Below are 19,708 nucleotides of genomic sequence, written 5' to 3'. Positions count from 1 at the left end.
GGTACAGACCTCCCCATGACCATGCTTCGCTTATGCATCAAATAGTGCATACCGCGCCAAAGTCTAGTCCTGCAACAATGCGAGCTTCCTACGCGTTATGCACAATGGAGTGATCATGCCGAGCGAGGTCCGACACCGGGTCGACGGCGGGCTGACCTACCCGGTCGTCCGCCTGACCGGGGTGCTCGACACGGGCTCCGCCCCCGCCGTACGGTCGGCCCTGCTCGACATCCTGGGCGGGCAGCCGGAAGCCCTGGTCGTCGACGTGCGTGAACTCTCCCTGGACGAGCCCGAGGCGGTCACCGTGCTGCGCGACGTCGCCCGGGCGGGTGCCGAGTGGCCGGGCGCACCCCTCGTGGTCTGCGCCGCCGGGGACGCCCGGGCCTGGCACGGGCTGGGGCTGCCGACGTGGTCCACGCCCGAGGAGGCGTTCACCGCCCTCGGCGATCCCGCCCCCGACCACTTCCTGAGCACACCGCTCCAGCCCATCGTCGGCGCCGCCCGGCGCTCCCGCGAGCTCATCACCGAGGCCTGCGCGCGCTGGGAGCTGCGCGACCTGGCCGGTCCCGCGTGCATCGTCGTCACCGAGATGGTCAACAACGTGGTGGCGCACGCGAACACGGACATGGTCGTCCTGCTCGGGCTGCACGGCGGGACGATGACCGTGGCGGTGCGTGACCGCTCCCCCGACGTGCCCCGCTACTCCGGCGAGCCCGTGCCGGTGACCTCGTACGGCGGCCGGGGCCTGCTGCTCATCGACTCGGTGGCCAGCCGGTGGGGCTGCCTGCCGGTGAGCGACGGCAAGGTGGTGTGGGCCGCGCTCGCGGGCGACGAGGAGCCGGCGGGCGATCTGCGCGGCACAGGCATGGCCGGGCGCTCCCGCGGGTAGCTTGCACGGTATGCGAGACGACGACTTCCCGACCGAGGTCTCCGATCCGGAGGCGTCCGGCCTGCCCGAGACCGCGGACGACGATTCCAACGCGTACGACGAGGTGGAGAGCGGCCGCTGGGCCGACGGCCCCGACCCCGCCGCGCTCGCGGGGGTGGGACCGGGTGGCGCCAGCCGCTACGGCAACACCGCCGAGGAGCAGCGCGAGGGCGAATCGCTCGACTACCGGCTCAGCCAGGAGCGGCCCGACGTCGGCGCCGAGGACCCGCTCCCGCCGCGGCGCGACCCGTACGACGAGACGGTCGACGACCCCGAGCAGCGGCAGCTCGACGCGGACGTGTGGGGCCAGAGCCCGACGTCCGACCCGAACTCCCCCGTCTCGATGTACGACGACGGCCAGCTCGACGACGCGAGCCCGCGGCCGGTGGGACGCCTGGTCGAGTCGGACGAGGGCTTCGGCACCGACGACGAGCCGGACAGCGTCGCGTACGACGCGGGGGCGGCCGGCGGCGGCGCCTCGGCGGAAGAGGCGGCCATGCACGAGACCAACGCCCCGAACTACCACTGAGAGCCCGGGTGCCCCGGCGGCGACGGCCGCCGGGGCGCTCGTCAGTCCAGGCCCTGCTCGATCGCGTAGCGGGTGAGCTCCACCCGGTTGTGCAGCTGCAGCTTGCCCAGCGTGTTCTGTACGTGGTTCTGCACGGTCCGGTGGCTCAGCACGAGCCGCTCGGCGATCTGCCGGTAGGACAGCCCCTTGGCCACGAGCCGCAGCACCTCGGTCTCGCGCTCGGTCAGCTTGGGTGTCATGCCGTCGTCCCCGGCGGGCTCGACGGCCAGCCGCCGGAACTCCCCCAGCACCAGCCCGGCCAGCCCCGGCGTGAACACGGTGTCGCCGGCGGCCGTACGCCCCACCGCCTCGAGGAACTCCGCCTGACCGGCCGACTTGAGCAGGTATCCGGACGCGCCGGCCTTGACTGCGTCGAGGACGCTCTGCTGCTCCCCGCTGGCGGAGAGCATGAGCACCCGGACCGACGGCAGCGCCGCGAGCAGCCCGGTGATCACCTCGACCCCGGAGATGTCCGGCAGCTGGAGGTCGAGCACGACCACGTCGGGCCGGGCGGCGCCGGCGATCCGCACGGCCTGGCGGCCCTCCCCGGTCGTCGCGACGACGTCGTACCCGGCCGCGGCGAGGTCCCGCGCCACGCCGTCGCGCCACATCGGGTGGTCGTCGACCACCATCACCTTGACTGCCACGCCGCTCACCCTATCGAGGGGCGCGGGACGCGGAGCTCGACCTCCGTACCCTGGCCGGGCGTCGAGGTGATCGTCACCGTGCCGTCGAGGTCGGCGACGCGGCCCCGGATCGACTGGGCGACCCCGAGCCGCCCCTGCTGCTCGGCCTCGGTGAGGCGCTCGGGCGCGATGCCGCAGCCGTCGTCGCGCACGCTGACCGTCACGAAGCCGGGCTCGTCCTCGACGAGCACCCACACCTTGGTGCCGGGGTCGCAGTGCCGGGTGACGTTGTCGAGGGCGGCCGCGACCGCGGCCGCGATCTCCGTGGCGGCGTGGCCGGGCAGACGGACCGCTCCCGCGGGTGCCGCGACCGACACCGTCGATGACGCGTACGGCTCCAGCAGCGTCATCAGGTCGACCTCAGCGTTGGCGTCCACGGGCGCCGCGGTACGCCCGGTGACGAGCGTGCGCAACGCCGCCTCCTGCTCACCGGCGAGGCGCGCGAGATCCCCGGCCTCCCCGTCGAGCCCGGCGCCCCGGCGCTTGACGAGGGCGAGGACCTGCAGCACCGAGTCGTGGATGTCGCGCGCGAGCCGTTCCCGCTCCCGCGTGGCGGCCTCCATCTGGATCGCGCGTTCCAGGCGCCGCTGGGACACCTCGGCGATGCCCACCATGTAGCCGACGGCGAGCGCGGCGAGCAGCATGAGCACGGTGCCCGTGTACGCCGCCTGGTCGTAGTGGTTGCGCACCACCAGGTCCGTGGCGCCCATGGCGAGCGCCGCGGCGATGCCCCAGCGGCGGCCGCCGGCCACGGCCCAGGCGATGACCGGGGCGACGTGCCAGGCGACGGCGAGGGTGGGCTTGCCGTCCTTGAGCGCGGCCGGGCCGACGATCCACGCGCTGGACGCCATCACCGCCATGGTGACGACGAGGTCCGCGACGAACAGCGGCGGCCGGCGCCGGGCCGGTACGGCGTACGCGTACGTCGTGAACACGGTCCAGCCCGCGGTCAGCGCGAGCACCGGCCAGGCGAGCACGGGGCGCTCGTACACGCTGACGTTCTGCACCACGAGGATGGTCACGTACACCAGGGCGGCGATCCGGTACACCGCGATCGCCCGCCAGAGCGGCGTCTGCAGCCCGCTCGATTCCGCCATGGGCCGACCCTACTCACCGAGCGGAATGATCAGGGGTCGCCTACCGTCTGAAGACATCGGTACGGAAGTGCTCATCTCCGAGACGTTCGACCGCAGCCAGGTCGCGGCGCTGCGGCATGCCGTCGCGGCCCGGGCGGGCGCGGCCGGGCTCACCGGCGACGGGCTGGACGATTTCGTCGTGGCCGTGAACGAGTTGCTGACCAACGCCGTGCGGCACGGCGGCGGCACCGGCCACCTGACCCTGTGGTGCGAACCGCGCGCCATCACGTGCGAAGTCGCCGACCACGGTGCCGGAGTGGGCCGGCTGCGCGACGGGAAACCCGCGCCCGACGAGCCGGGCGGGTGGGGCCTTTATCTCGTCCGGGAGCTCACCGACACATTCGCGATCAAAAGCGGACCCGAAGGGACGGCCGTACGCATCTCGAGCCGCACCCCCGGCTGAAAACCTGAATCTTTTTTTAATTGCCCGGATTCACCCTTGACCTTTGCCCCTGGATCTTCTTAGGTCTCTGCTGAAGCACCAGCAACACCGCCACCGCTCCCCCGGAGGTTCCCCCGTGCCGCGACACAGCGCGCAGCAGCAGCCCGCCTGGCTGCGTCCCCGACTCGTCGTCACGCTCGCCGTCGCGACCGCCGGCCTGGCCACCGCGATCTGGCTGCCGACGCGCAACGACAGCGCGGACGCGTCGGAGCGCGACCGCGCGGGCAGCACCGAGCAGCGTCACGGCTGGCCGGGCGACACCTCGCTGGACAGCTTCACCGACGACTTCGACGGGGCGGCCGGCAGCACCGTCGACCCGCAGAAGTGGGTGCTGGACACGAGCCGCTCCGACGACGGCCTGCAGTTCAGCCAGAGCACCCGCAACGCGCGCCTGGACGGCGAGGGCAACCTGCTGCTGACCGCCCGCGAGGGCCGCCGCAGCGGGCTCACCTCGGCCCGGCTGGTGTCCCGGCAGACGTTCCGCCGCGAGTCGGGCGAGATCTCGGCCCGGATCCAGACGCCCGCGGACGAGGGGATCAAGCCGGCGTTCGAGGTGATCACCGCGGGCGGCGGCGCCATCGACCTGCTCACCGAGCCGGTCGGCGACGGCTTCCACACGTACGCGCTCGCCTGGACGCCCGACTCCGTCACGTTCTCCGTCGACGGCGGCGTGGTCCGGCAGATGCAGGTTCGCGGCGGGACCGACCGGCCGTTCAGCCTCGCCCTGAGCCTCGTGGTCACCGACGCCCGCCGTGCGGAGCTTCCGGCCCGCATGGTCGTCGACGCGGTGAGCGTGGCCGCGGCGGCCCCGACCACCTCGGCGCCCACCGAGGAACCGACCGCGCCGGCGACCACCCCGCCGACGACGGAGCCGACGGCCGAGCCGACCACTCCGCCGACGACCGAGCCGACCGTCGCGCCCACCACGACCGCCCCGCCCACGACGCCGCCCGCGTCGAAGCCGGCCAAGCAGGCGTGGAAGCCGTTCACCGACTACACCGCCGGCCAGATCGTGACCTTCAAGGGTGCCGACTACGAGGTCCTCGAGGCGCACACCTCGCTGCCCGGCTGGGAGCCGACCGCGCTGCCCAGCCTCTTCAAGAAGCTCTGAGGGAAAACCTCCGCGGGAAAACGGTTATCGGGGAGTTCCGGAACTGATCTCCCTTGACTGGCGGCAGTCGATTTGTAAAGACTGCTAAGAGTGTTACAAACCTCTTCCCCCGGAGGCACATCCCCATGCGCGCAGCACGAGTTCTCCTGGCCGCGGCGGTAGTCGCGGTCACCGTCTCGGGCGGCCTCTTCGCCGCCTCCCGTAACGACACAGCCGACGCCGCGATCGGCGGCATCACCTGGTCCGACGAGTTCAACGGCTCCGCCGGCTCCTCGATCGACCCCGCCAAGTGGAAGTTCGACATCGGCGGCAGCGGCTGGGGCAACGACGAGCGGCAGTACTACACCAACTCCACGAGCAACGTCTCGATGGACGGGCAGGGCCACCTCGCGATCACCGCGCGCAAGGAGAATCCGGCCGGCTACCAGTGCCACTACGGCACCTGCCAGTACACGTCCGGCCGCATCCTCACGGCGGACAAGTTCTCCCAGACGTACGGCCGCTTCGAGGCCAGCATCAAGATCCCGCGCGGTCAGGGCATCTGGCCGGCGTTCTGGATGCTGGGCGGCAACAGCTGGCCCAACACCGGCGAGATCGACATCATGGAGAACGTCGGCAAGGCCCCGAACACCGTGTACGGCACCGTGCACGGCCCCGGTTACTCGGGGGCGGAGGGCATCGGCGGCAACCGTACGCTCGGCTCCCCGCTGGCCGACGGCTTCCACAACTACCGGGTCGACTGGTCGCCCAACCTCATCGTCTGGTACCTCGACGGCTCGGAGTACTTCCGGGTCACGCCGTCCAACCTGGGCGGTGACCAGTGGGTGTTCGACCACAACTTCTTCATGATCCTGAACGTGGCGGTCGGCGGCTACTGGCCGGGCTACCCGGACGGCACGACCCAGTTCCCGCAGACCATGCTCGTCGACTACGTCCGCGTGTCGGCCTGGAACAACGACGGCGGCAGCACGCCCCCGCCGGCCACCGGCGGCACCGCGCTCAAGTCGAACTTCAGCGGCCGCTGCATCGACATCCCGGGCGCCAACCCGGCTGACGGCTCCCGGCTGCAGATGTACGACTGCAACAACAGCAACGCGCAGAAGTGGTCGTTCGCCGGCGACGGCACCCTGCAGGCGATGGGCAAGTGCATGGACCCGGCCGGCGGCGCGCTCAGCAGCGGCACGCCGATCCAGCTGGTGACGTGCAACGGCAACCCGGTGCAGCGGTTCACCCTCTCCGGCGCCGGTGACCTGGTCAACGTCTCCGCCAACAAGTGCGTCGACATCAAGGACTGGAACAGCGCCAACGGCGCCGCGCTCATCCTCTGGGACTGCACCGGCGGAAGCAACCAGAAGTGGACGAAGGCCTGACGTCGTCAAGCCACCCCGGCGGCCGGTGACCCGAGAGGGCGCCGGCCGCCGCCGTTCACGCCACGGCGAAGCGGTCGCCGTACACGTGCCAGGTCAGCGGCGCGTCGAGGTCGAGGTTGCCGGTACGCAGGAACACCCGCTGGGCCGTCTCGACCCGGCTGACGTCGCTGTGCGCTTCCTCCGTGCGCATCTCCGCGACCCGGGCGTCGAGGAATGCTTCCAGCCAGACCGTCTCGTCGCCGCCCTGCTTCGGGGTCTTCGCGACGCGCAGGGCGGCCGAGCGGATGCTGCGCAGCCCCGACATGCCGTGCATGACCGCCGCGTCGTAGTACGCGAACTGACCGAGCGCCCGCACCCCGTCGGCGGTGGCCAGGGTGACCGCCGGGTCGAAGTACATGCTGTCCCGCGCGTCCTCCTGCGTCCTGCGGAAGACCGGGTCGGCGGCGGCGGCCTTCCACGCGGCGGGGAAGCCCGGGTCGAGACCCGCGTGCGAGTCCGAACCGTCGACGGCCCGCAGGGCGGGCAGATACCTCGCGAGCTTGTTCTGCGGGGAGCGCCGGGTGTACTCGGCGACCACGGCCAGCATGTCCGAGGTCCCGGAGCAGAAGCCGATGATGCCGCCGGTGTAGCCGCGCCCGTCCCGGATGTCCTCGAGGTAGCCGAACTGCCCGCGCCAGTTCAGCGTCGAGTTCTCCGCGCTGGAGACCAGCTGGAAGGCCAGCTCCTTCTTCGCGGGGTCGGCCAGCCCGGTGGCCGCGGGCGGCACGGTGGCGGGTGCTGTGGTGGGCGTGATCCGGCCGGCCGGGCCGGGGCCGTACGCCTGCATCTCGAACAAGGAGTATCCCGAGGCCCACGCGCGCTGCGTCGCCAGCAGGCGCAGGTAGCGTCCCGAACCGCGCAGGTTCTTGAGGTCGTCGGCACCGCCGTTGCCGGTCCGGGTGCGGTAGATGTCGGTCCAGGTGGCGCCGTCCGCGGACAGCTGCAGCCGGTACGCCCGCGCGTACGCCTTGTCCCAGGTGAGCCGTACGCGGGTGACCGCCTGCGTACGGCCCAGGTCGAGGCGCAGCCACTGGGTGCCGGCCGCGGTGGAGCTCGTCCAGCGGGTCGTGACGTCGCCGTCGACGGCCATCGCTCCCGTCCGGGCGGCGTCCTTGGCGCTGGACGCGAGCACCGGGTGCGTCCGGGAGAGCAACACGTCCGGTGCCGCGTCCGCGGTCATCGACACGACGAGCGGCACGGTGCAGACCGCGGCGATCCCCACGCCCAGCGCGACGACGCTTGCCCGCAACCTCACCCCTCGACGGTAGGGGCGGCCCCTCAGCGGCGTTTGCGGTTCCGGGAAATCAGGACGACCGCCAGGATGATGCCGCCGACCACGAGCAGGCAGCACAGCCCGCCGACGATCGGGAAGAAGCCGAAACCGCTGCGCCGGCGGCGGTACTTCGCCGCCTCCACGACGACGCCGTCGACGCCCTTGCTCGCCGCCCAGGCGTGCACGGGCACTACGAGGGTCAATGCCACTCCGGTCACGGCCGCGCTCAACCGGGCCCACCACTTCGCTGCAGAAGACATGGCACCCAGTCTGGCCGATCTCGGCAAGACCGGCCGGGCGGGTACCCCCGCATAGCCGGGACAGGGCAGGGTATGCAGCAGGAACTTCAGATAGGGGGCGAAGTTGGACGCTGAGCTGACCGCGCTGGCCGAGGCGCACGGGGTCGCGACCTGGTACGAGGACTGGCACCGCGAGCGCAAGGACGTCTCATCGGAGTCGGTGATCGGGGTGCTCGGCCTGCTGGGCGTGGACGCGTCGTCCCCGGCCTCGATCGAGCGCGAGCTCGCCGCCATCCGGGCCGCGGAGGAGCAGCAGCGGCTGCCCGGCACGATCGTGGTGCGGCAGGGCGAGTCGAGGCCGCTGCCCGGGCCCGGCAGCATCGTCCAGGAGGACGGCACCGCGCTGGAGGTCACGGAGATCACCGCGGACCTGCCGCTGGGCTGGCACCGGCTCACCGTCGCCGACCAGGAGGTCACGCTGGTCGTCGTGCCGCAGCGCCTGCCCGAGCCGCCCGAGGCGTGGGGCTGGATGATCCAGCTGTACGCGCTGCACTCCGCCGCCTCCTGGGGCATGGGCGACCTCGGCGACCTGCGGACGTTCGTCGAGCACAGCCACGGCGCCGACCTGATCCTGCTGAACCCGCTGCACGCCATCACGCCCACCACACCCGTGCAGACGTCGCCGTACTCGCCGTCGAGCCGGCGCTTCGCCAACCCGCTGTACCTGCGGGTGGCCGACACCGACGCGTACCGGCGGGCCGACGCCGAGCTGCGGGCGCGGGTCGACGCGCTGCGGCCCGGTCCGACCGCGGACGGCCTCATCGACTACACCGCGGTGTGGGAGGCGAAACGAACGGCCCTGGAGCTGCTCTGGCCGCTGGCCGGCGAGATCGACGTGGACGCCGACCCGGGCCTGACCGACTTCGCGACCTTCTGCGCGCTGGCCGAGGAGCACGGCGCCAACTGGCACGACTGGCCGGAGGAGCTGCGCCGGCCGGACACCCCGGAGGTACGCGAGGCCCGCAAGGGCGAACGGGTCGCGTTCCACGTCTGGCTGCAGGACCTGCTCAACGCCCAGCTCGACGCGGCGAACGAGGCCGCCCGGGCGCACGGCATGCCGGTCGGGATCGTGCATGACCTCGCCGTCGGCATCGACCCCAGCGGCGCGGACGGGTGGCTGCTGCAGGACGTGCTGGCCGCCGGCGTGCACGCGGGTGCCCCGCCGGACGCGTTCAACCAGCTCGGGCAGGACTGGGGGCTCGCGGCGTGGCGGCCCGACCAGCTCATCGCCACCGGCTACGCGGCGTACCGCGACATGCTCCGGCGCATCTTCCGGCATGCGGGCGGCCTGCGCGTCGACCACGTTGCCGGCCTGTGGCGGCTCTGGTGGGTGCCGCCGGGCATGGGTCCCGCGGAGGGCACGTACGTGCACTACGACCCCGACGCCATGCTGGGCATCCTCGCGCTGGAGGCCGAGCGGGCCGGCGCCGTGGTGGTCGGCGAGGACCTCGGCACCGTGCTCCCGGTGGTCACCGAGACGCTCGAGGACATGAACATGCTCGGCTCGGCGGTGCTGTGGTTCACCCGCGACTACGAGAACGATCCGGACGAGGGCTACCTGCCGGCGTCGCGGTACAAGCGCAACGCGCTCGCCACGATCTCCACCCACGACCTGCCGACCGCCGCGGGCTTCCTCGCCGGCGAGCAGGTGAAGGTACGCGCCGAGCTCGGCCAGCTCGCCGGCCCCGTCGAGGACGAACGCAAGAACGCCGACAGGGACCGCGAGCAGCTGCTCGTCCGCCTCACCGAGGAGGGGCTGATCACGACGGAGAGCACGCCCGAGGACATCGTGGTCGCGATGCACGAGTTCCTGGCCCGTACGCCGTCGCGCTTCGTCACGGCCTCGCTCTACGACGTGCTGGGCGAGCTGGACCAGCCCAACCTGCCCGGCACGACGGATGAGTACCCGAACTGGAGGATGCCGCTGCGCACCGCGTTGGAGAATATCGGGGAGGATCCGCGGGTCGCGCGGATCGCCGGGGTGCTGAGCGCGAGGAGGGCCCGATGAGTTTCCTGGACAAGGCGAAGGAGTTCGCCGACAAGCACGACAAGCAGGTCGACCAGGTGCTGGAGAAGCTCGGCGACGAGGTCGACAAGCGCACGGGCCACAAGTACACGAGCCAGATCGACCGGGGCGTGGACGAGGCGCAGAAGCGTACGGGCGACGGCGACACCCGCCAGTGAGGTTTCCGAGGCCCCTGACCGGGAAGTTCGTGAGGCGTACACCGAGGAGAGGACGACGCCATGAGCTTCATGGACAAGGCCAAGGACTTCGCCGACAAGCACGACGAGCAGGTGGACCAGGGCCTCGACAAGGCCGGTGACCAGGTCGACCAGCGCACCGGCAACAAGTACTCGGACCAGATCGACAAGGGCGTCGACCAGGCGCAGGCGCGTACCGGCGAGGGCGACACCCAGCAGCAGTGACCCCATGACCCGGCCCCGCCGGCTCGCCCGTCAGACGGCGAGCGGCGGGGGCCCCGGGTCGTCGTCCAGGGCGAACAGCATCGGGTGCACGGCCAGCCGGTGGTCCCGTTCGCGGCAGCGGGCCGGCGGGAGCAGCGACGAGCGGTGCTCCGGGTGCTCCGCGCAGTGGCGCATCGCCCGGCTCACGGCGTCGGAGTGGTGCCGGCCGCCGCCGTACTCACCGCAGTTGCCGCAGTCCCAGCGCCAGTACGCCGGCCCCTCGTCGGACTCCTGCCGCCGGATCTTCAGCGGCGGCCCGGACCGGTGCTGGACGGCCGCCAGGACTGCCGTCATGTCGGTGGCCGGTGGCTCGGACGCCCGCCCCGGCCCACCACCGATGATCTCCGCCAGTGCGCTGCCCGTACCCGACACCACTCACCTCCGCATTCGTCGATCGCGCCCAGTGTGGACCGCCCCGGCGGAACGGCACGGGCGTTTCACGTTTCCAGGCACCGGCTTTCACCCGCAGCGGTGCCCCGGCCGCCATCGCCTGCCCGGCCGGGATCGGGACGGTGTTACCGTGGTCGATCAGCGGTACTCGGAGGTGACCAGGTGGTTTTCACCCACTCCGCGTTCCTCTATGACGGCGATTCCGCGTACGCCTCCACTTTGTCCGGGTTCGTCCGGGACGGGCTGGAGCGCGGCGAGGCGGTGGCGGTGGCCGCGCCCCCGAGCCGGCTCGAGCTCCTGCGCGACACCCTGGCCGGCGACGCCAAGGTGGTCCGCTTCCTGCCGGCCGACGAGTGGTACGTGCGCCCGGTGCGCACGATCGCCGGCTGGGCGCGGATCCTGCGGTCCGCGGCCGACGACGGACGGCCGTACACCCGGCTGATCGGGGAGATCCCGTACGCCGACGGCGCCGACTCGTGGGTGCGTTTCGAGGCGGCGCTCAACCGCAGCCTCGCCGAGCTCCACGGCCATCTGCTGTGCCCGTACGATCGCTCCCGCCTGCCGACGACCGTCCTGGCCGCCGCCGGACGCACCCACCCCCGGCTGCACGACGGCGACTGGCGCGACAGCGCCGGATACGAAGCTCCCGAGCAGTTCCTCACCGTCACGCCCGAGCCGCTCTGGCCGGTCACCGGCAATCCGCTGCTGACCGTGCCCATCGCGCAGACCGTGGCGGAGCTGCGCGTGGCCATGCGGCAGCGCGCGTCGGCGGAGGGGTGGCTTCCGCCCGATCGCGCGGAGCTGCTGGCCCTCGCGGTCAGCGAGCTCGCCACGAACGGCATCCGGCATGGCGGCGAGCGCCGCGAGCTGCGCATCTGGGTGCTGGACGACGCCGTGGTCGGCGAGATCATCGACGACGGCCCCGGCACGCCCCAGCCGCTGGCCGGCTACCTGCTGCCCGACCCGAGCACGGTGGGCGGCATGGGGTTGTGGCTGGTCCAGCAGCTGTGCGACTCGCTGTCGATCCACCGCGACGGCGGCTTCACGTACGCCCGCTTCGCCGTGCGACGCACCTAGCGTGCCTTGACGACCCCCAGCGTGGACGGGTGCACTCCGGGGAAGACAGCCGCCACGTCGGAGACGCCGCAGCGGGCGCGCAGGATCTCGCCGATCACCGCCCGGTAGTCGGTCGTGACGGCCAGGTCGCCGTCGACGAGCCGGTCCGCGGCCAGGCCCGGCCACTTCCCGTGCACCTTGCCGCCGCGGACGCCGCCGCCGAGCATCAGCATCGCGTTGCCGTACCCGTGGTCAAGCCCGCCGGATCCGTTCTGCCCGACCCGGCGGCCGAACTCGCTGATCGTCACCAGCGTGACCCGGCCCAGCCCGCCGGGGCCGAGGTCCCGGGCGAATGCGGCGAGGGCCGACGCGAGCGCCGCGAGGTGGTCGTACATGCGCTTCCCGGGCGCGGCGGTGCCGAGGTTCTCGTGCATGTCCCAGTCGCCGGAGTCCACGCACGCGCTCATCAGGCCGACGTCCGCCTTGATCAGCCGGGCCACGTCCTTGAGCGCCCTGCCCAGGTCGGTGTCCGGGTACGCGGCACCGTCGGCCGGGGTGTAGCCGGTGGCCTTCAGCCGCGCCGTGGTGGCCAGCGCGGACGTGGTCATCGCCGTGGTGGCCGCGAGGGCCGGCGGGGCCCCGGCGTACAGCGCCGCGATGGTGGCCGCCATCGGGCGGTTCTTGTCCTCCCCGGAGAGCACGAACTCGTCGACCGCGCTGAGTCCCAGGTCCGGGGCCGGGCCCGCGAGCACCCGGGCCGGCATCGCGCTGCCCACCGACACGGCGTCGAACGCGCCCGTCGCGCCCAGCCCGCCCATCATGCGGTCCAGCCAGCCGGTACGGATCGAGGTGCCCGGCGCGGCCCGTTCCAGTTCCTCCATGGCGGAGAAGTGCGACCGGTTCGGCGCCGGCTGCCCGACCGCCTGCACCGCGCCCAGCGTCCCGGCCTTCCAGTACGGCAGCAGCGGCGCCAGCGCGGGGTTCAGCCCGAAGTACGCGTCACCGCCGATCAACTGCCGCTTCGGTACGGCGATCCCGGGCCGCGCGGCGTAGTACCCGGCGTCCCCGGCCGGCACGACCGCGGACAGCCCGTCGAAGCCGCCCCGCAGCGAGAGCAGCACGAACACGTCCCCGCCGTACCCGGGCGACGCGAACGCCAGCTGGGTGCTGAGCTGCTCGCCGGCGAGGCCCGCGAAGAGCCCGGCCGCGCCCGCCGCCAGGAGCTTGCGCCGGCTGACCGGGCAGCCGCATTTCTCGGTTGTCTTCACGGTCACCTCAGGGCGAAGTAGGGAGAGTCGAGCAGCAGCGCGGGCAGGTACGGGAACGCCCACCCCGCCGCGGCGTCGCCGGCCTTCAGCGGGCTGGCAGGTTTCTTGCCGTAGAACGCGGTCAGGGCGGCGGTGTGCGCGGCGGAGAGGGTGCGCCCGAGCAGGCGGGTCGCGACGGCGTCGACCAGGGCGCCGTACGTGGCCGGCAGGCGGCCGCCCGCGTACTCCGCCAGCGGCGACGCCGGCCGCTGCAGCGTGGTCGGCCACCAGCCCGCGGCGATGCTCAGGTGCGCGTTCCAGCGCTTGACCTGGCCGGACGGCGACGCCCAGGCGCTCGCCACGTCCGGGTAGCCGTTCGGCGGGGCCCACGCCATCGGCGCCTGCCCGGCCGCCTCGGTCATCCAGTACAGCGCCCGCAGCCCCTGCGTGCCCGACTTCTCCGGCGCGTACCCGAGGGTCCGGACCGTGGCGACGATGTCCTCGTACGGCGTCCGGGTCTTCGCACCCACCGACGTGGCGAACTCCGGCGAGGCGAACAGCGCGCGGAGCACCGGGGCGATCGCGGTGCGGTTGTCGAGGTAGACCTTGGCGAGCTTGGTCACCAGTGTGGCCGGGGGCTCGTCGGCGACGAACCGTACGCACAGCTTCGTGGCGATCCGCTTCGCCGTGGCCGGGTGCGACGCCAGGTGATCCAGCAGCGCCATCGCCGCGGCCTGGCCCCCGGACGCGGTCGCGTTGGCGTGGCGGAAGCCCAGCACCTTCACCGCGCCGGTGGCGTGCTGGCCGGCGTCGTACCGGTAGCGGCCGGTGTCCCAGCTGACGGTCATGCCGGTGAACAGCCGGGCGGCGCCCTTGACGTCCGCCTCGGTGTAGCCCAGCCCGGCGGTGTGCAGTTCCAGCAGCTCACGGCCGTAGTTCTCGTTCGGCGCGGCGCGGGTGGAGAACCGGTTGTCCAGGTACGTCAGCATCGCCGGGTGCCGGGCGCTCGCCTTCAGCATGTCGGCGAAGCGGCCCAGCGCGTACGGCCGGATCACCGTCCGGTCGTAGTCGGGGCGGCTGTCCCACACGTCGCCGGAGGGGTTCGCCACGTTGAGGTGGTTCGACCAGAACGCGACCATGACCTCGAGGAGCTGCCGCTCGCTCCAGACCGCGCGGGCCACCGTGGCGTACCCGAGCTCGAACATCGGCTCCCAGCCGTACATCTTGTACACGCCCTCGCGCACCTTCGCGCGGGCGCCATCGACGCTGAGCCCGCTCAGCGGCAGACGCCTGACCAGGTCGTCGGCGGCCGGGTCGGCGATCGAGGCGGGTTTGAGCTGCCGCTCCAGCCAGGCGGTGGCCCCGAGGCGGCGGATCTCGGCGGTCGAGGCCGGGGTCGGTCCGTACGTGGCGCGGCGCAGCAGGTGCAGCAACGGGTCAGCGGGCAGGAAGTCCGTAGCCGTCACATCCACCGTCGTCGGCCGCCCGCGCCGGGTCCGTCGCATTCCGGCCGCCGTGCTCCCCAACCGCAACCGGCATACTGTGCAGCCGTGGCGCAGCGCAGGCGGGGTGAACGGCGGGTCGAGACGGTCGGCTCGGGGGTCGCCGAGCTCGCGCCCGACCCGGATCGACCGGACGGATGGACGCTGCTGCTCGACGGCGCCCCGCAGTCGCACGTCGACCTCGGCGACCCCACGCACCTCGAGTTCGAGTACATCCGCCGGATGGCCGCGGCGATCGACCTGCTGGCGGCGCCGGGCGCGCCGCTGCGCGTCCTCCATCTGGGCGGCGGTGCGCTGACGCTGCCCCGCTACATCGCGGCGACCCGGCCCGGGTCGCCGCAGCGGGTGGTGGAGATCGACGGCCCGCTGGTCGAGCTGGTGCGCGGCGCGCTGCCCTGGGACCCCCGAGCGAAGATCCGGGTACGCGTCGGCGACGCGCGCGAGGCGGTGACGGGCATGCGCGACGCCGGGTACGACGTCGTCATCGTCGACGTGTTCGCGGGCGCGCGCACCCCGGCCCACCTCGCGTCGGCCGAGTTCGCCCGGGAGGTGGCGCGGGTGCTGGCGCCCACCGGGTGGCTGATCGCCAACGTCGCCGACGGGCCGCCGCTGGCGTACGCGCGTACCCAGGTCGCCACGATCCGGTCCGCGCTGCCGCAGGCCTGCCTCGTCGCGGACGCCGCGGTGCTGCGCGGGCGCCGCTTCGGCAACCTCGTCGTGCTCGCCGGGCGGACCCCGCCCCCGGTCGCGGAGCTGAGCCGGCGGGCGGCGGGCGACTGGTTCCCCGGCCGGGTGGAGACCGACCTGGATCGATTCACCGGCGGCCGCCGGCCGGCCACGGACGCCGACGCGGTGGCGTCCCCGGCGCCGCCCGAGGGCCTGTTCAGCGCGCGACCCTAGATCCGAGTACGGCTCACGTCCGCCGAAGGTTCAATCGATTCAGCACGTGCGGACCGTCGTTGCTCCATGCGGCAATCCGACAGTTCCACGACTTGTAGGGCCGGGCGCTCCCCGATCTAATCGAGGGCATGCTGGACCCGACCTTCCCGGCCCACCAGCCCGCATATATTCAGCCCTCGTCCGCCGCCCGGCCCGCAACCTCTCCGCCGGCCCCTGACATCTTCGGGCCGCTGCACGGTGGCGAGCGCGAGCTGTGGCGCGGCCGCTGCGCCGTGGCGGAATACGCCTTCGACCGCGCCGCCTCGCTCCCGCGCTGGACGCTGCCGGAGTCGACCGAGGTCCTCGTCACCGACCACCGCATCCTGTACGCCCACACCACCTCCGACTCCCCCGACGACCTCGAGATCACCTCGGGCGAGCTGCGCTGGCTCTACCCGCAGCATCTGCGCGTGCAGCCCGGCTCCCGCACCCCCGGCCGCCCCGCCGTGGCCACCCAGGTCCAGCTCGTGTGCGGCGGCGCGGACGGCTCCTTCCCGGCCCTGGTGTTCGCCGGCGGCGACGTGACCGAGGTGCGCGAGGCCGACCGCCTGGCGAACGTCATCCGGCACGGGATCGCCCGCTTCCGGGTCGACAACGCGGAGAAGCTCGGCCTGACCACGCCGCAGGCACGGATGCTGTCGCGCCTGCTGATCGGGCCGGAGTTCACCAGCCTCCACGGCGGCGACGGCCAGACGATCTCGCTGCTCGGCGCGCTGCCGGTGCCGCACGCGGCGACGCCCGCCGAGCCCGCCCCGGAAGCGGCCCTCTACCTGGACCCGCAGCTGTCCGACGGCCTCGCCCCGGCCGAGGTCCCGCCGCTCGACCACCTTCCCGAGCCGGCGCCCGCGCCCGCCCGGCACGCGGTCGGGACGGCCGGACCGGCGCGCCTGCCGGGTCACCGCCCTGGCCTGGCCGCGGACGAGGCCCGCGCCCTGCAGGCCGCCGCGGCGGAGGAGGCCGTCCACCAGGCCCACCCCGATCTGGCGACCCGCGCCGCCGAGCTGGCCGCCCGCGTGGCCAACCTGGTGTCCGGCGCCGAGGTGGTGGACCGCTCCGACCAGCCCACCCGCGACCTGTCGGCCCGCGCGGAACGCGTCCGTCGCGCATCGGCCCGCTTCGCGGCCAACTCCGCCAAGGGCAAGGCGACGGTCCGCCGCCCCGAGCGCGAGCCCGGCACGACCCCCCACGGCCACCGCCGCTGACCCGTCCAGCTGCGCGCGGCGGCCGGCTGCGCGCGGCGGCCGGCTGCGCGCGGCGGCCGGCGGGCGACGGCCGGCTGCGGGCGACGGCCGGCTGGGATCGGCTGCGGCGGCTCGGCCGTGCCGGGCCGAGCTACGCCTGGACCGCCGGCTCGGGGGCCGGGACGAAGCAGACGCCGGCCGCGAGCCGCTGCTCGTGCAGCCGGTGCGTGCGCTGGAGCAGCTCCATCAGCTCCTGCTCCTGACGGATCCGGGCCCGGTACTTGGGCGGCAGCCCCTTGATCCGCTCCTCCTCCACGACGAGCTTGTGGAAGATCTCGTCGCAGTACGCCGGGTCCGTCTCGATGTCCAGGTACTCCAGGGCGTGCCGGCGCGCCGCGGCCACGTACGTCTGCGCCCGGCCCTTGGGGCTCAGCAGCGACACGATGACGGTGATGGTCAGGACGCCGATGATGACGCCCAGCGACGCCACCGTGCTGATCTCCACCACCTCGACGGAATCCCCGCTGTTGATGAACGGCACGTTGTTCTCGTGCAGCGCGTGCAGGACGAGCTTCACGCCGATGAACGCGAGGATCGCCGCCAGCCCGTACGACAGGTAGATGAGCCGGTCCAGCAACCCGTCCAGCAGGAAGTAGAGCTGGCGCAGGCCGAGCAGTGAGAACGCGGTCGCGGTGAAGACCAGGTAGACGCTCTGGGTAAGGCCGAAGATCGCCGGGATCGAGTCGAGCGCGAACAGGATGTCGGTGCCGCCCAGGGCCACCATGACCAGCAGCATCGGGGTCATGACGCGGTGCCCGTCGCGTACGGTGAAAAGCTTGTCGCCGTCGTACTCGTCGGACGTCCGCAGGAACCGGCGCGCCACCCGGATGATGATGTTGTCCGCGGAGCGCTCGTCGCCCTGGTCGGACCGCAGCAGGTTGCCGGCGGTGATCAGCAGCACGAGCCCGAACAGGTAGAAGACCCAGGCGAACGAGTTGATCAGGGCCGCGCCGAGGAAGATGAAGCCGGTCCGGGCGATCAGCGACACGACGATGCCGAACAGCAGCACCTTCTGCTGGTCGGCGCGCGGCACCTTGAAGCTGCCCAGCAGGATGAGGAAGACGAAGAGGTTGTCGACCGACAGCGCCTTCTCCGTCACCCAGCCGGCGAAGTACTCGGCGCCCATGTCGCGGCCGCCGAACACCAGCACGCCGAGCCCGAAGACGACGGCGAGACCGACGTACACCGAGGACCAGATCGCGGCCTCGCGCAGCGACGGGATGTGCGCGCGCCGGACATGGAAGTAGAAGTCGAACAGGACCAGGCCGATGATCCCGGCCACCGTGAGCGTCCAGACGAGCCCGGGCACCTGCATGACTGGCACACTCCAGCTCTCGGCCGATCGACAAATTCATCCTAGGGGTTGGTGCGCACGGGCGCGTTTCGCTGGTGCGTCCGGGAAGAAAGCGGGCCGGGGCGGCCGGGGCGGCCGTACGCTCGCCTCAGCAGCCACTCCCATCAAGGACGGTCGATGCTTCGCCGCGTGCTCGTCGCTCTCCTGCTCGCCGCCCTGACCACCGTCGCGGCCCCACCGGCGCTCGCCGCCACCCCGGCGCTCGCCGCCACCCCGGCGCGCGCTGCGGCCCCGGCTCTCGCAGCCACCCCGGCTCCTTCAGCCGACGCCGCGGCCGTGAAGTACTACGTGGTGCGCAACCAGTTCAACGGCGAGCCGGAGTTCCTCTTCGAGATCGCCCAGCGCTTCCTCGGCTCCGGCGACCGCAACGAGGAGATCTTCGCGCTCAACCGGGGCCGGCTGCAGCCCGACGGACTGCGGCTCACCAAGCCGGAGTCGATCCTGCCCGGGTGGATCCTGCAGCTCCCGGCGGACGCCGAGGGCGTGGGCGTGCAGACCGGGCCGCTGCCCACCGTCACTGCCACCGTCCCGGAGTCGGCGCCCGCTCAGGGCCTCACCCCGGCCGCGAGCGGGCCGGCTTGGTGGATCTGGGCACTCATCGCCTCCGCGGCGGTCCTCGTGCTCACCGGCGCGGGCGCGGCGTGGTGGTGGCTCGCGCGTCGCCGGCGACTGGCCGCCGCGCCGCGCACGCCGGCACCGCTGTGGCCCGACACCGACCGCTACTACCGCCTCGAGGACACCGCCGGCTGAGGCAACCGGGTGGTCCCGTCGGTCACCGCGGCCGTGAGCTGCGACTCCGTGAGGAACAGCGCCCCGGTCAGATCGGCTCCGCGCAGGTCCGCGCCGCGCAGGTCGGCGCCGGTGAAGTCGGCCAGGCGCAGGTCGGCGTCGCGCAGGTCCGCCCCGATCAGCAGCGCGCCCCGCAGGCTGGCTCCCCGCAACGCGGCGCCGCGCATCCGGCGGCCGATCAGGTTGGCGCCCCGGTGATCGGGACGCCGGCCACCCGCCTGGGCGCGTACGAGCTCGCTCGCCTTCTGCAGCAACGGGTTCACCCTGGCCCGGTGGGCATCCACGTCGAGCGCCATCAGCTCCTCGGGCGTACCCCTGGTGAGCTGGACGGTCTCGTCGAGCGCCGCCCGCAGCCGTGGATGCACCCGGCGGGCCGCGGGCAGGTCCAGCGCCTGGGTCACGTACCAGAGCAGCTCGTGCAGCTGGCGCATGACCGGCAGGGCCGCGAACATCGGGCCGGCGACGCCGGGCGTACGCCAGTCCCGGCCGGCGAACGTCACCTGGGTGAGGTGCTGGCCGGCGCCGAAGCAGTCGAAGACGACGCAGCCGGGGAAGCCCTTCTCCGGCAGCCGGTCGTGGATGCCGCAGCGGAAGTCGTCGCCGAGGTTGGGGCAGGGCCGCCCGGCCGGTTTGTCGATGGCGAAATCCGACGATTTGGCGAATGCGGGCGCGACACAGCACAGCCCCACACACCGGCTGCAGTCGGCGCGCAGCACCAGCTCCGTCATCCCACTCTCTCCCCTGACCCGCCCCACGATATCCGATTCACCCCTTACCTGCCGCGACCGCCTGCGGTGACCGAAAGTAACTGCGAGTCGCCGCCCCGATCGTCCTACCAGCCAATAACCAGGACCGTCCGTACGGGTGACTAC

At 72.8% G+C, this 19,708-nt stretch carries 20 protein-coding genes and 1 pseudogene; 12 read left to right on the top strand and 9 right to left on the bottom strand.

Annotated elements, in window-relative coordinates:
* Positions 1 to 115 precede the first annotated feature (115 nt).
* Positions 116 to 889: an ATP-binding protein gene (locus tag IT780_RS11890; protein ID WP_233412708.1), complete on the top strand. Its 774-nt coding sequence runs from the start codon at positions 116 to 118 to the stop codon at positions 887 to 889.
* A gap of 10 nt (positions 890 to 899) precedes the next feature.
* Positions 900 to 1,457, top strand: coding sequence for a DUF5709 domain-containing protein (locus IT780_RS11885; RefSeq protein WP_199511559.1), 558 nt, complete (start codon positions 900 to 902; stop codon positions 1,455 to 1,457).
* 41 nt (positions 1,458 to 1,498) lie between these two features.
* Here IT780_RS11885 and IT780_RS11880 read toward each other — a convergent pair whose 3' ends face one another.
* Positions 1,499 to 2,128 (bottom strand): response regulator, encoded by a 630-nt coding sequence (locus IT780_RS11880; RefSeq protein ID WP_199511921.1) that lies wholly within the window; start codon positions 2,126 to 2,128, stop codon positions 1,499 to 1,501.
* A 20-nt stretch (positions 2,129 to 2,148) separates the two neighbouring features.
* Entirely contained in the window at positions 2,149 to 3,279 is a 1,131-nt protein-coding gene (gene macS / locus IT780_RS11875; protein ID WP_199511558.1) for a MacS family sensor histidine kinase, read from the bottom strand.
* Between the two features lie 25 nt (positions 3,280 to 3,304).
* On the opposite strand from macS, the gene IT780_RS11870 reads away from it, so the two are divergent.
* From IT780_RS11870 to IT780_RS11860, 3 genes are all read left to right on the top strand, one after another.
* A complete protein-coding gene (locus IT780_RS11870) occupies positions 3,305 to 3,721 on the top strand; it encodes an ATP-binding protein (protein ID WP_199511557.1) in 417 nt (138 codons plus the stop codon).
* A 115-nt stretch (positions 3,722 to 3,836) separates the two neighbouring features.
* Positions 3,837 to 4,871, top strand: a complete 1,035-nt coding sequence (locus IT780_RS11865; RefSeq protein ID WP_199511556.1) for a carbohydrate-binding protein — start codon at positions 3,837 to 3,839, stop codon at positions 4,869 to 4,871.
* 125 nt (positions 4,872 to 4,996) lie between these two features.
* Positions 4,997 to 6,241 carry a glycoside hydrolase family 16 protein gene (locus IT780_RS11860; RefSeq protein WP_199511555.1) on the top strand — a complete coding sequence of 415 codons (1,245 nt, stop codon included), beginning with the start codon at positions 4,997 to 4,999 and terminating at the stop codon, positions 6,239 to 6,241.
* A gap of 55 nt (positions 6,242 to 6,296) precedes the next feature.
* Here the strand turns inward: IT780_RS11860 and IT780_RS43060 are convergent, their stop codons facing one another.
* Both IT780_RS43060 and IT780_RS11850 read right to left on the bottom strand, forming a co-directional pair.
* The gene (locus IT780_RS43060) at positions 6,297 to 7,535 is read right to left on the bottom strand and encodes a chitosanase (protein ID WP_307831156.1); all 1,239 of its coding nucleotides are present in this window, start codon (positions 7,533 to 7,535) and stop codon (positions 6,297 to 6,299) included.
* 23 nt (positions 7,536 to 7,558) lie between these two features.
* Complete coding sequence (locus IT780_RS11850) at positions 7,559 to 7,813, bottom strand: hypothetical protein (protein WP_199511554.1); 255 nt, start codon at positions 7,811 to 7,813, stop codon at positions 7,559 to 7,561.
* 103 nt (positions 7,814 to 7,916) lie between these two features.
* Between IT780_RS11850 and malQ the strand changes: the two genes are divergently transcribed.
* From malQ to IT780_RS11835, 3 genes are read left to right on the top strand one after another with little or no spacing between them, the layout of a single operon-like run.
* A complete protein-coding gene (gene malQ, locus IT780_RS11845; protein ID WP_199511553.1) occupies positions 7,917 to 9,860 on the top strand; it encodes a 4-alpha-glucanotransferase in 1,944 nt (647 codons plus the stop codon).
* Positions 9,857 to 10,036 (top strand): antitoxin, encoded by a 180-nt coding sequence (locus IT780_RS11840; RefSeq protein WP_199511552.1) that lies wholly within the window; start codon positions 9,857 to 9,859, stop codon positions 10,034 to 10,036. The genes malQ and IT780_RS11840 overlap by 4 nt, the downstream gene beginning before the upstream one ends.
* A gap of 60 nt (positions 10,037 to 10,096) precedes the next feature.
* A complete protein-coding gene (locus IT780_RS11835; protein ID WP_199511551.1) occupies positions 10,097 to 10,279 on the top strand; it encodes an antitoxin in 183 nt (60 codons plus the stop codon).
* A gap of 30 nt (positions 10,280 to 10,309) precedes the next feature.
* Here the strand turns inward: IT780_RS11835 and IT780_RS11830 are convergent, their stop codons facing one another.
* Positions 10,310 to 10,690, bottom strand: a complete 381-nt coding sequence (locus IT780_RS11830; protein WP_307831155.1) for a hypothetical protein — start codon at positions 10,688 to 10,690, stop codon at positions 10,310 to 10,312.
* A 180-nt stretch (positions 10,691 to 10,870) separates the two neighbouring features.
* Between IT780_RS11830 and IT780_RS11825 the strand changes: the two genes are divergently transcribed.
* A complete protein-coding gene (locus IT780_RS11825) occupies positions 10,871 to 11,785 on the top strand; it encodes an anti-sigma factor RsbA family regulatory protein (RefSeq protein WP_199511550.1) in 915 nt (304 codons plus the stop codon).
* On the opposite strand, the gene IT780_RS11820 is transcribed toward IT780_RS11825, so the two are convergent.
* Together IT780_RS11820 and IT780_RS11815 are read right to left on the bottom strand one after the other, a co-directional pair.
* The gene (locus tag IT780_RS11820; protein ID WP_307831154.1) at positions 11,782 to 13,038 is read right to left on the bottom strand and encodes a DUF1501 domain-containing protein; all 1,257 of its coding nucleotides are present in this window, start codon (positions 13,036 to 13,038) and stop codon (positions 11,782 to 11,784) included. The genes IT780_RS11825 and IT780_RS11820 overlap by 4 nt on opposite strands.
* Positions 13,035 to 14,477 carry a DUF1800 domain-containing protein gene (locus IT780_RS11815; protein ID WP_307831153.1) on the bottom strand — a complete coding sequence of 481 codons (1,443 nt, stop codon included), beginning with the start codon at positions 14,475 to 14,477 and terminating at the stop codon, positions 13,035 to 13,037. The genes IT780_RS11820 and IT780_RS11815 overlap by 4 nt, the downstream gene beginning before the upstream one ends.
* Before the next feature lie 84 nt (positions 14,478 to 14,561).
* On the opposite strand from IT780_RS11815, the gene IT780_RS11810 reads away from it, so the two are divergent.
* A complete protein-coding gene (locus IT780_RS11810; RefSeq protein WP_199511548.1) occupies positions 14,562 to 15,413 on the top strand; it encodes a spermidine synthase in 852 nt (283 codons plus the stop codon).
* A 128-nt stretch (positions 15,414 to 15,541) separates the two neighbouring features.
* Positions 15,542 to 16,654 carry a translation initiation factor 2 gene (locus tag IT780_RS11805; RefSeq protein WP_199511547.1) on the top strand — a complete coding sequence of 371 codons (1,113 nt, stop codon included), beginning with the start codon at positions 15,542 to 15,544 and terminating at the stop codon, positions 16,652 to 16,654.
* A 373-nt stretch (positions 16,655 to 17,027) separates the two neighbouring features.
* Here IT780_RS11805 and IT780_RS11800 read toward each other — a convergent pair.
* Positions 17,028 to 18,008, bottom strand: a pseudogene (locus IT780_RS11800) (TerC family protein); the annotation flags it as partial.
* Positions 18,009 to 18,164: 156 nt separating this feature from the next.
* On the opposite strand from IT780_RS11800, the gene IT780_RS11795 reads away from it, so the two are divergent.
* Entirely contained in the window at positions 18,165 to 18,797 is a 633-nt protein-coding gene (locus IT780_RS11795) for a hypothetical protein (protein WP_199511545.1), read from the top strand.
* On the opposite strand, the gene IT780_RS11790 is transcribed toward IT780_RS11795, so the two are convergent.
* Entirely contained in the window at positions 18,770 to 19,564 is a 795-nt protein-coding gene (locus IT780_RS11790; protein WP_199511544.1) for a pentapeptide repeat-containing protein, read from the bottom strand. The two genes, IT780_RS11795 and IT780_RS11790, sit on opposite strands and share 28 nt — an antisense overlap.
* Positions 19,565 to 19,708 lie beyond the last annotated feature (144 nt).

Origin of the sequence: Nucisporomicrobium flavum, from assembly GCF_016464385.1 — a bacterium.
GTDB lineage: Bacteria > Actinomycetota > Actinomycetes > Mycobacteriales > Micromonosporaceae > Actinoplanes > Actinoplanes flavus_A.
This window is presented reverse-complemented; position numbering and strand designations above follow the sequence as displayed.

Excerpts from the sequence above, each read along its gene's own strand:
- IT780_RS11795 (WP_199511545.1), top strand. The coding sequence starts at position 18,165 with ATGCTTCGCCGCGTGCTCGTCGCTCTCCTGCTCGCCGCCCTGACCACC.
- macS (WP_199511558.1), bottom strand. The coding sequence starts at position 3,279 with ATGGCGGAATCGAGCGGGCTGCAGACGCCGCTCTGGCGGGCGATCGCG.
- IT780_RS11835 (WP_199511551.1), top strand. The coding sequence starts at position 10,097 with ATGAGCTTCATGGACAAGGCCAAGGACTTCGCCGACAAGCACGACGAG.
- IT780_RS11880 (WP_199511921.1), bottom strand. The coding sequence starts at position 2,128 with ATGGTGGTCGACGACCACCCGATGTGGCGCGACGGCGTGGCGCGGGAC.
- IT780_RS11850 (WP_199511554.1), bottom strand. The coding sequence starts at position 7,813 with ATGTCTTCTGCAGCGAAGTGGTGGGCCCGGTTGAGCGCGGCCGTGACC.
- IT780_RS11840 (WP_199511552.1), top strand. The coding sequence starts at position 9,857 with ATGAGTTTCCTGGACAAGGCGAAGGAGTTCGCCGACAAGCACGACAAG.
- IT780_RS11885 (WP_199511559.1), top strand. The coding sequence starts at position 900 with ATGCGAGACGACGACTTCCCGACCGAGGTCTCCGATCCGGAGGCGTCC.
- IT780_RS11870 (WP_199511557.1), top strand. The coding sequence starts at position 3,305 with ATGATCAGGGGTCGCCTACCGTCTGAAGACATCGGTACGGAAGTGCTC.
- IT780_RS11860 (WP_199511555.1), top strand. The coding sequence starts at position 4,997 with ATGCGCGCAGCACGAGTTCTCCTGGCCGCGGCGGTAGTCGCGGTCACC.
- IT780_RS11805 (WP_199511547.1), top strand. The coding sequence starts at position 15,542 with ATGCTGGACCCGACCTTCCCGGCCCACCAGCCCGCATATATTCAGCCC.
- IT780_RS11890 (WP_233412708.1), top strand. The coding sequence starts at position 116 with ATGCCGAGCGAGGTCCGACACCGGGTCGACGGCGGGCTGACCTACCCG.
- IT780_RS11790 (WP_199511544.1), bottom strand. The coding sequence starts at position 19,564 with ATGACGGAGCTGGTGCTGCGCGCCGACTGCAGCCGGTGTGTGGGGCTG.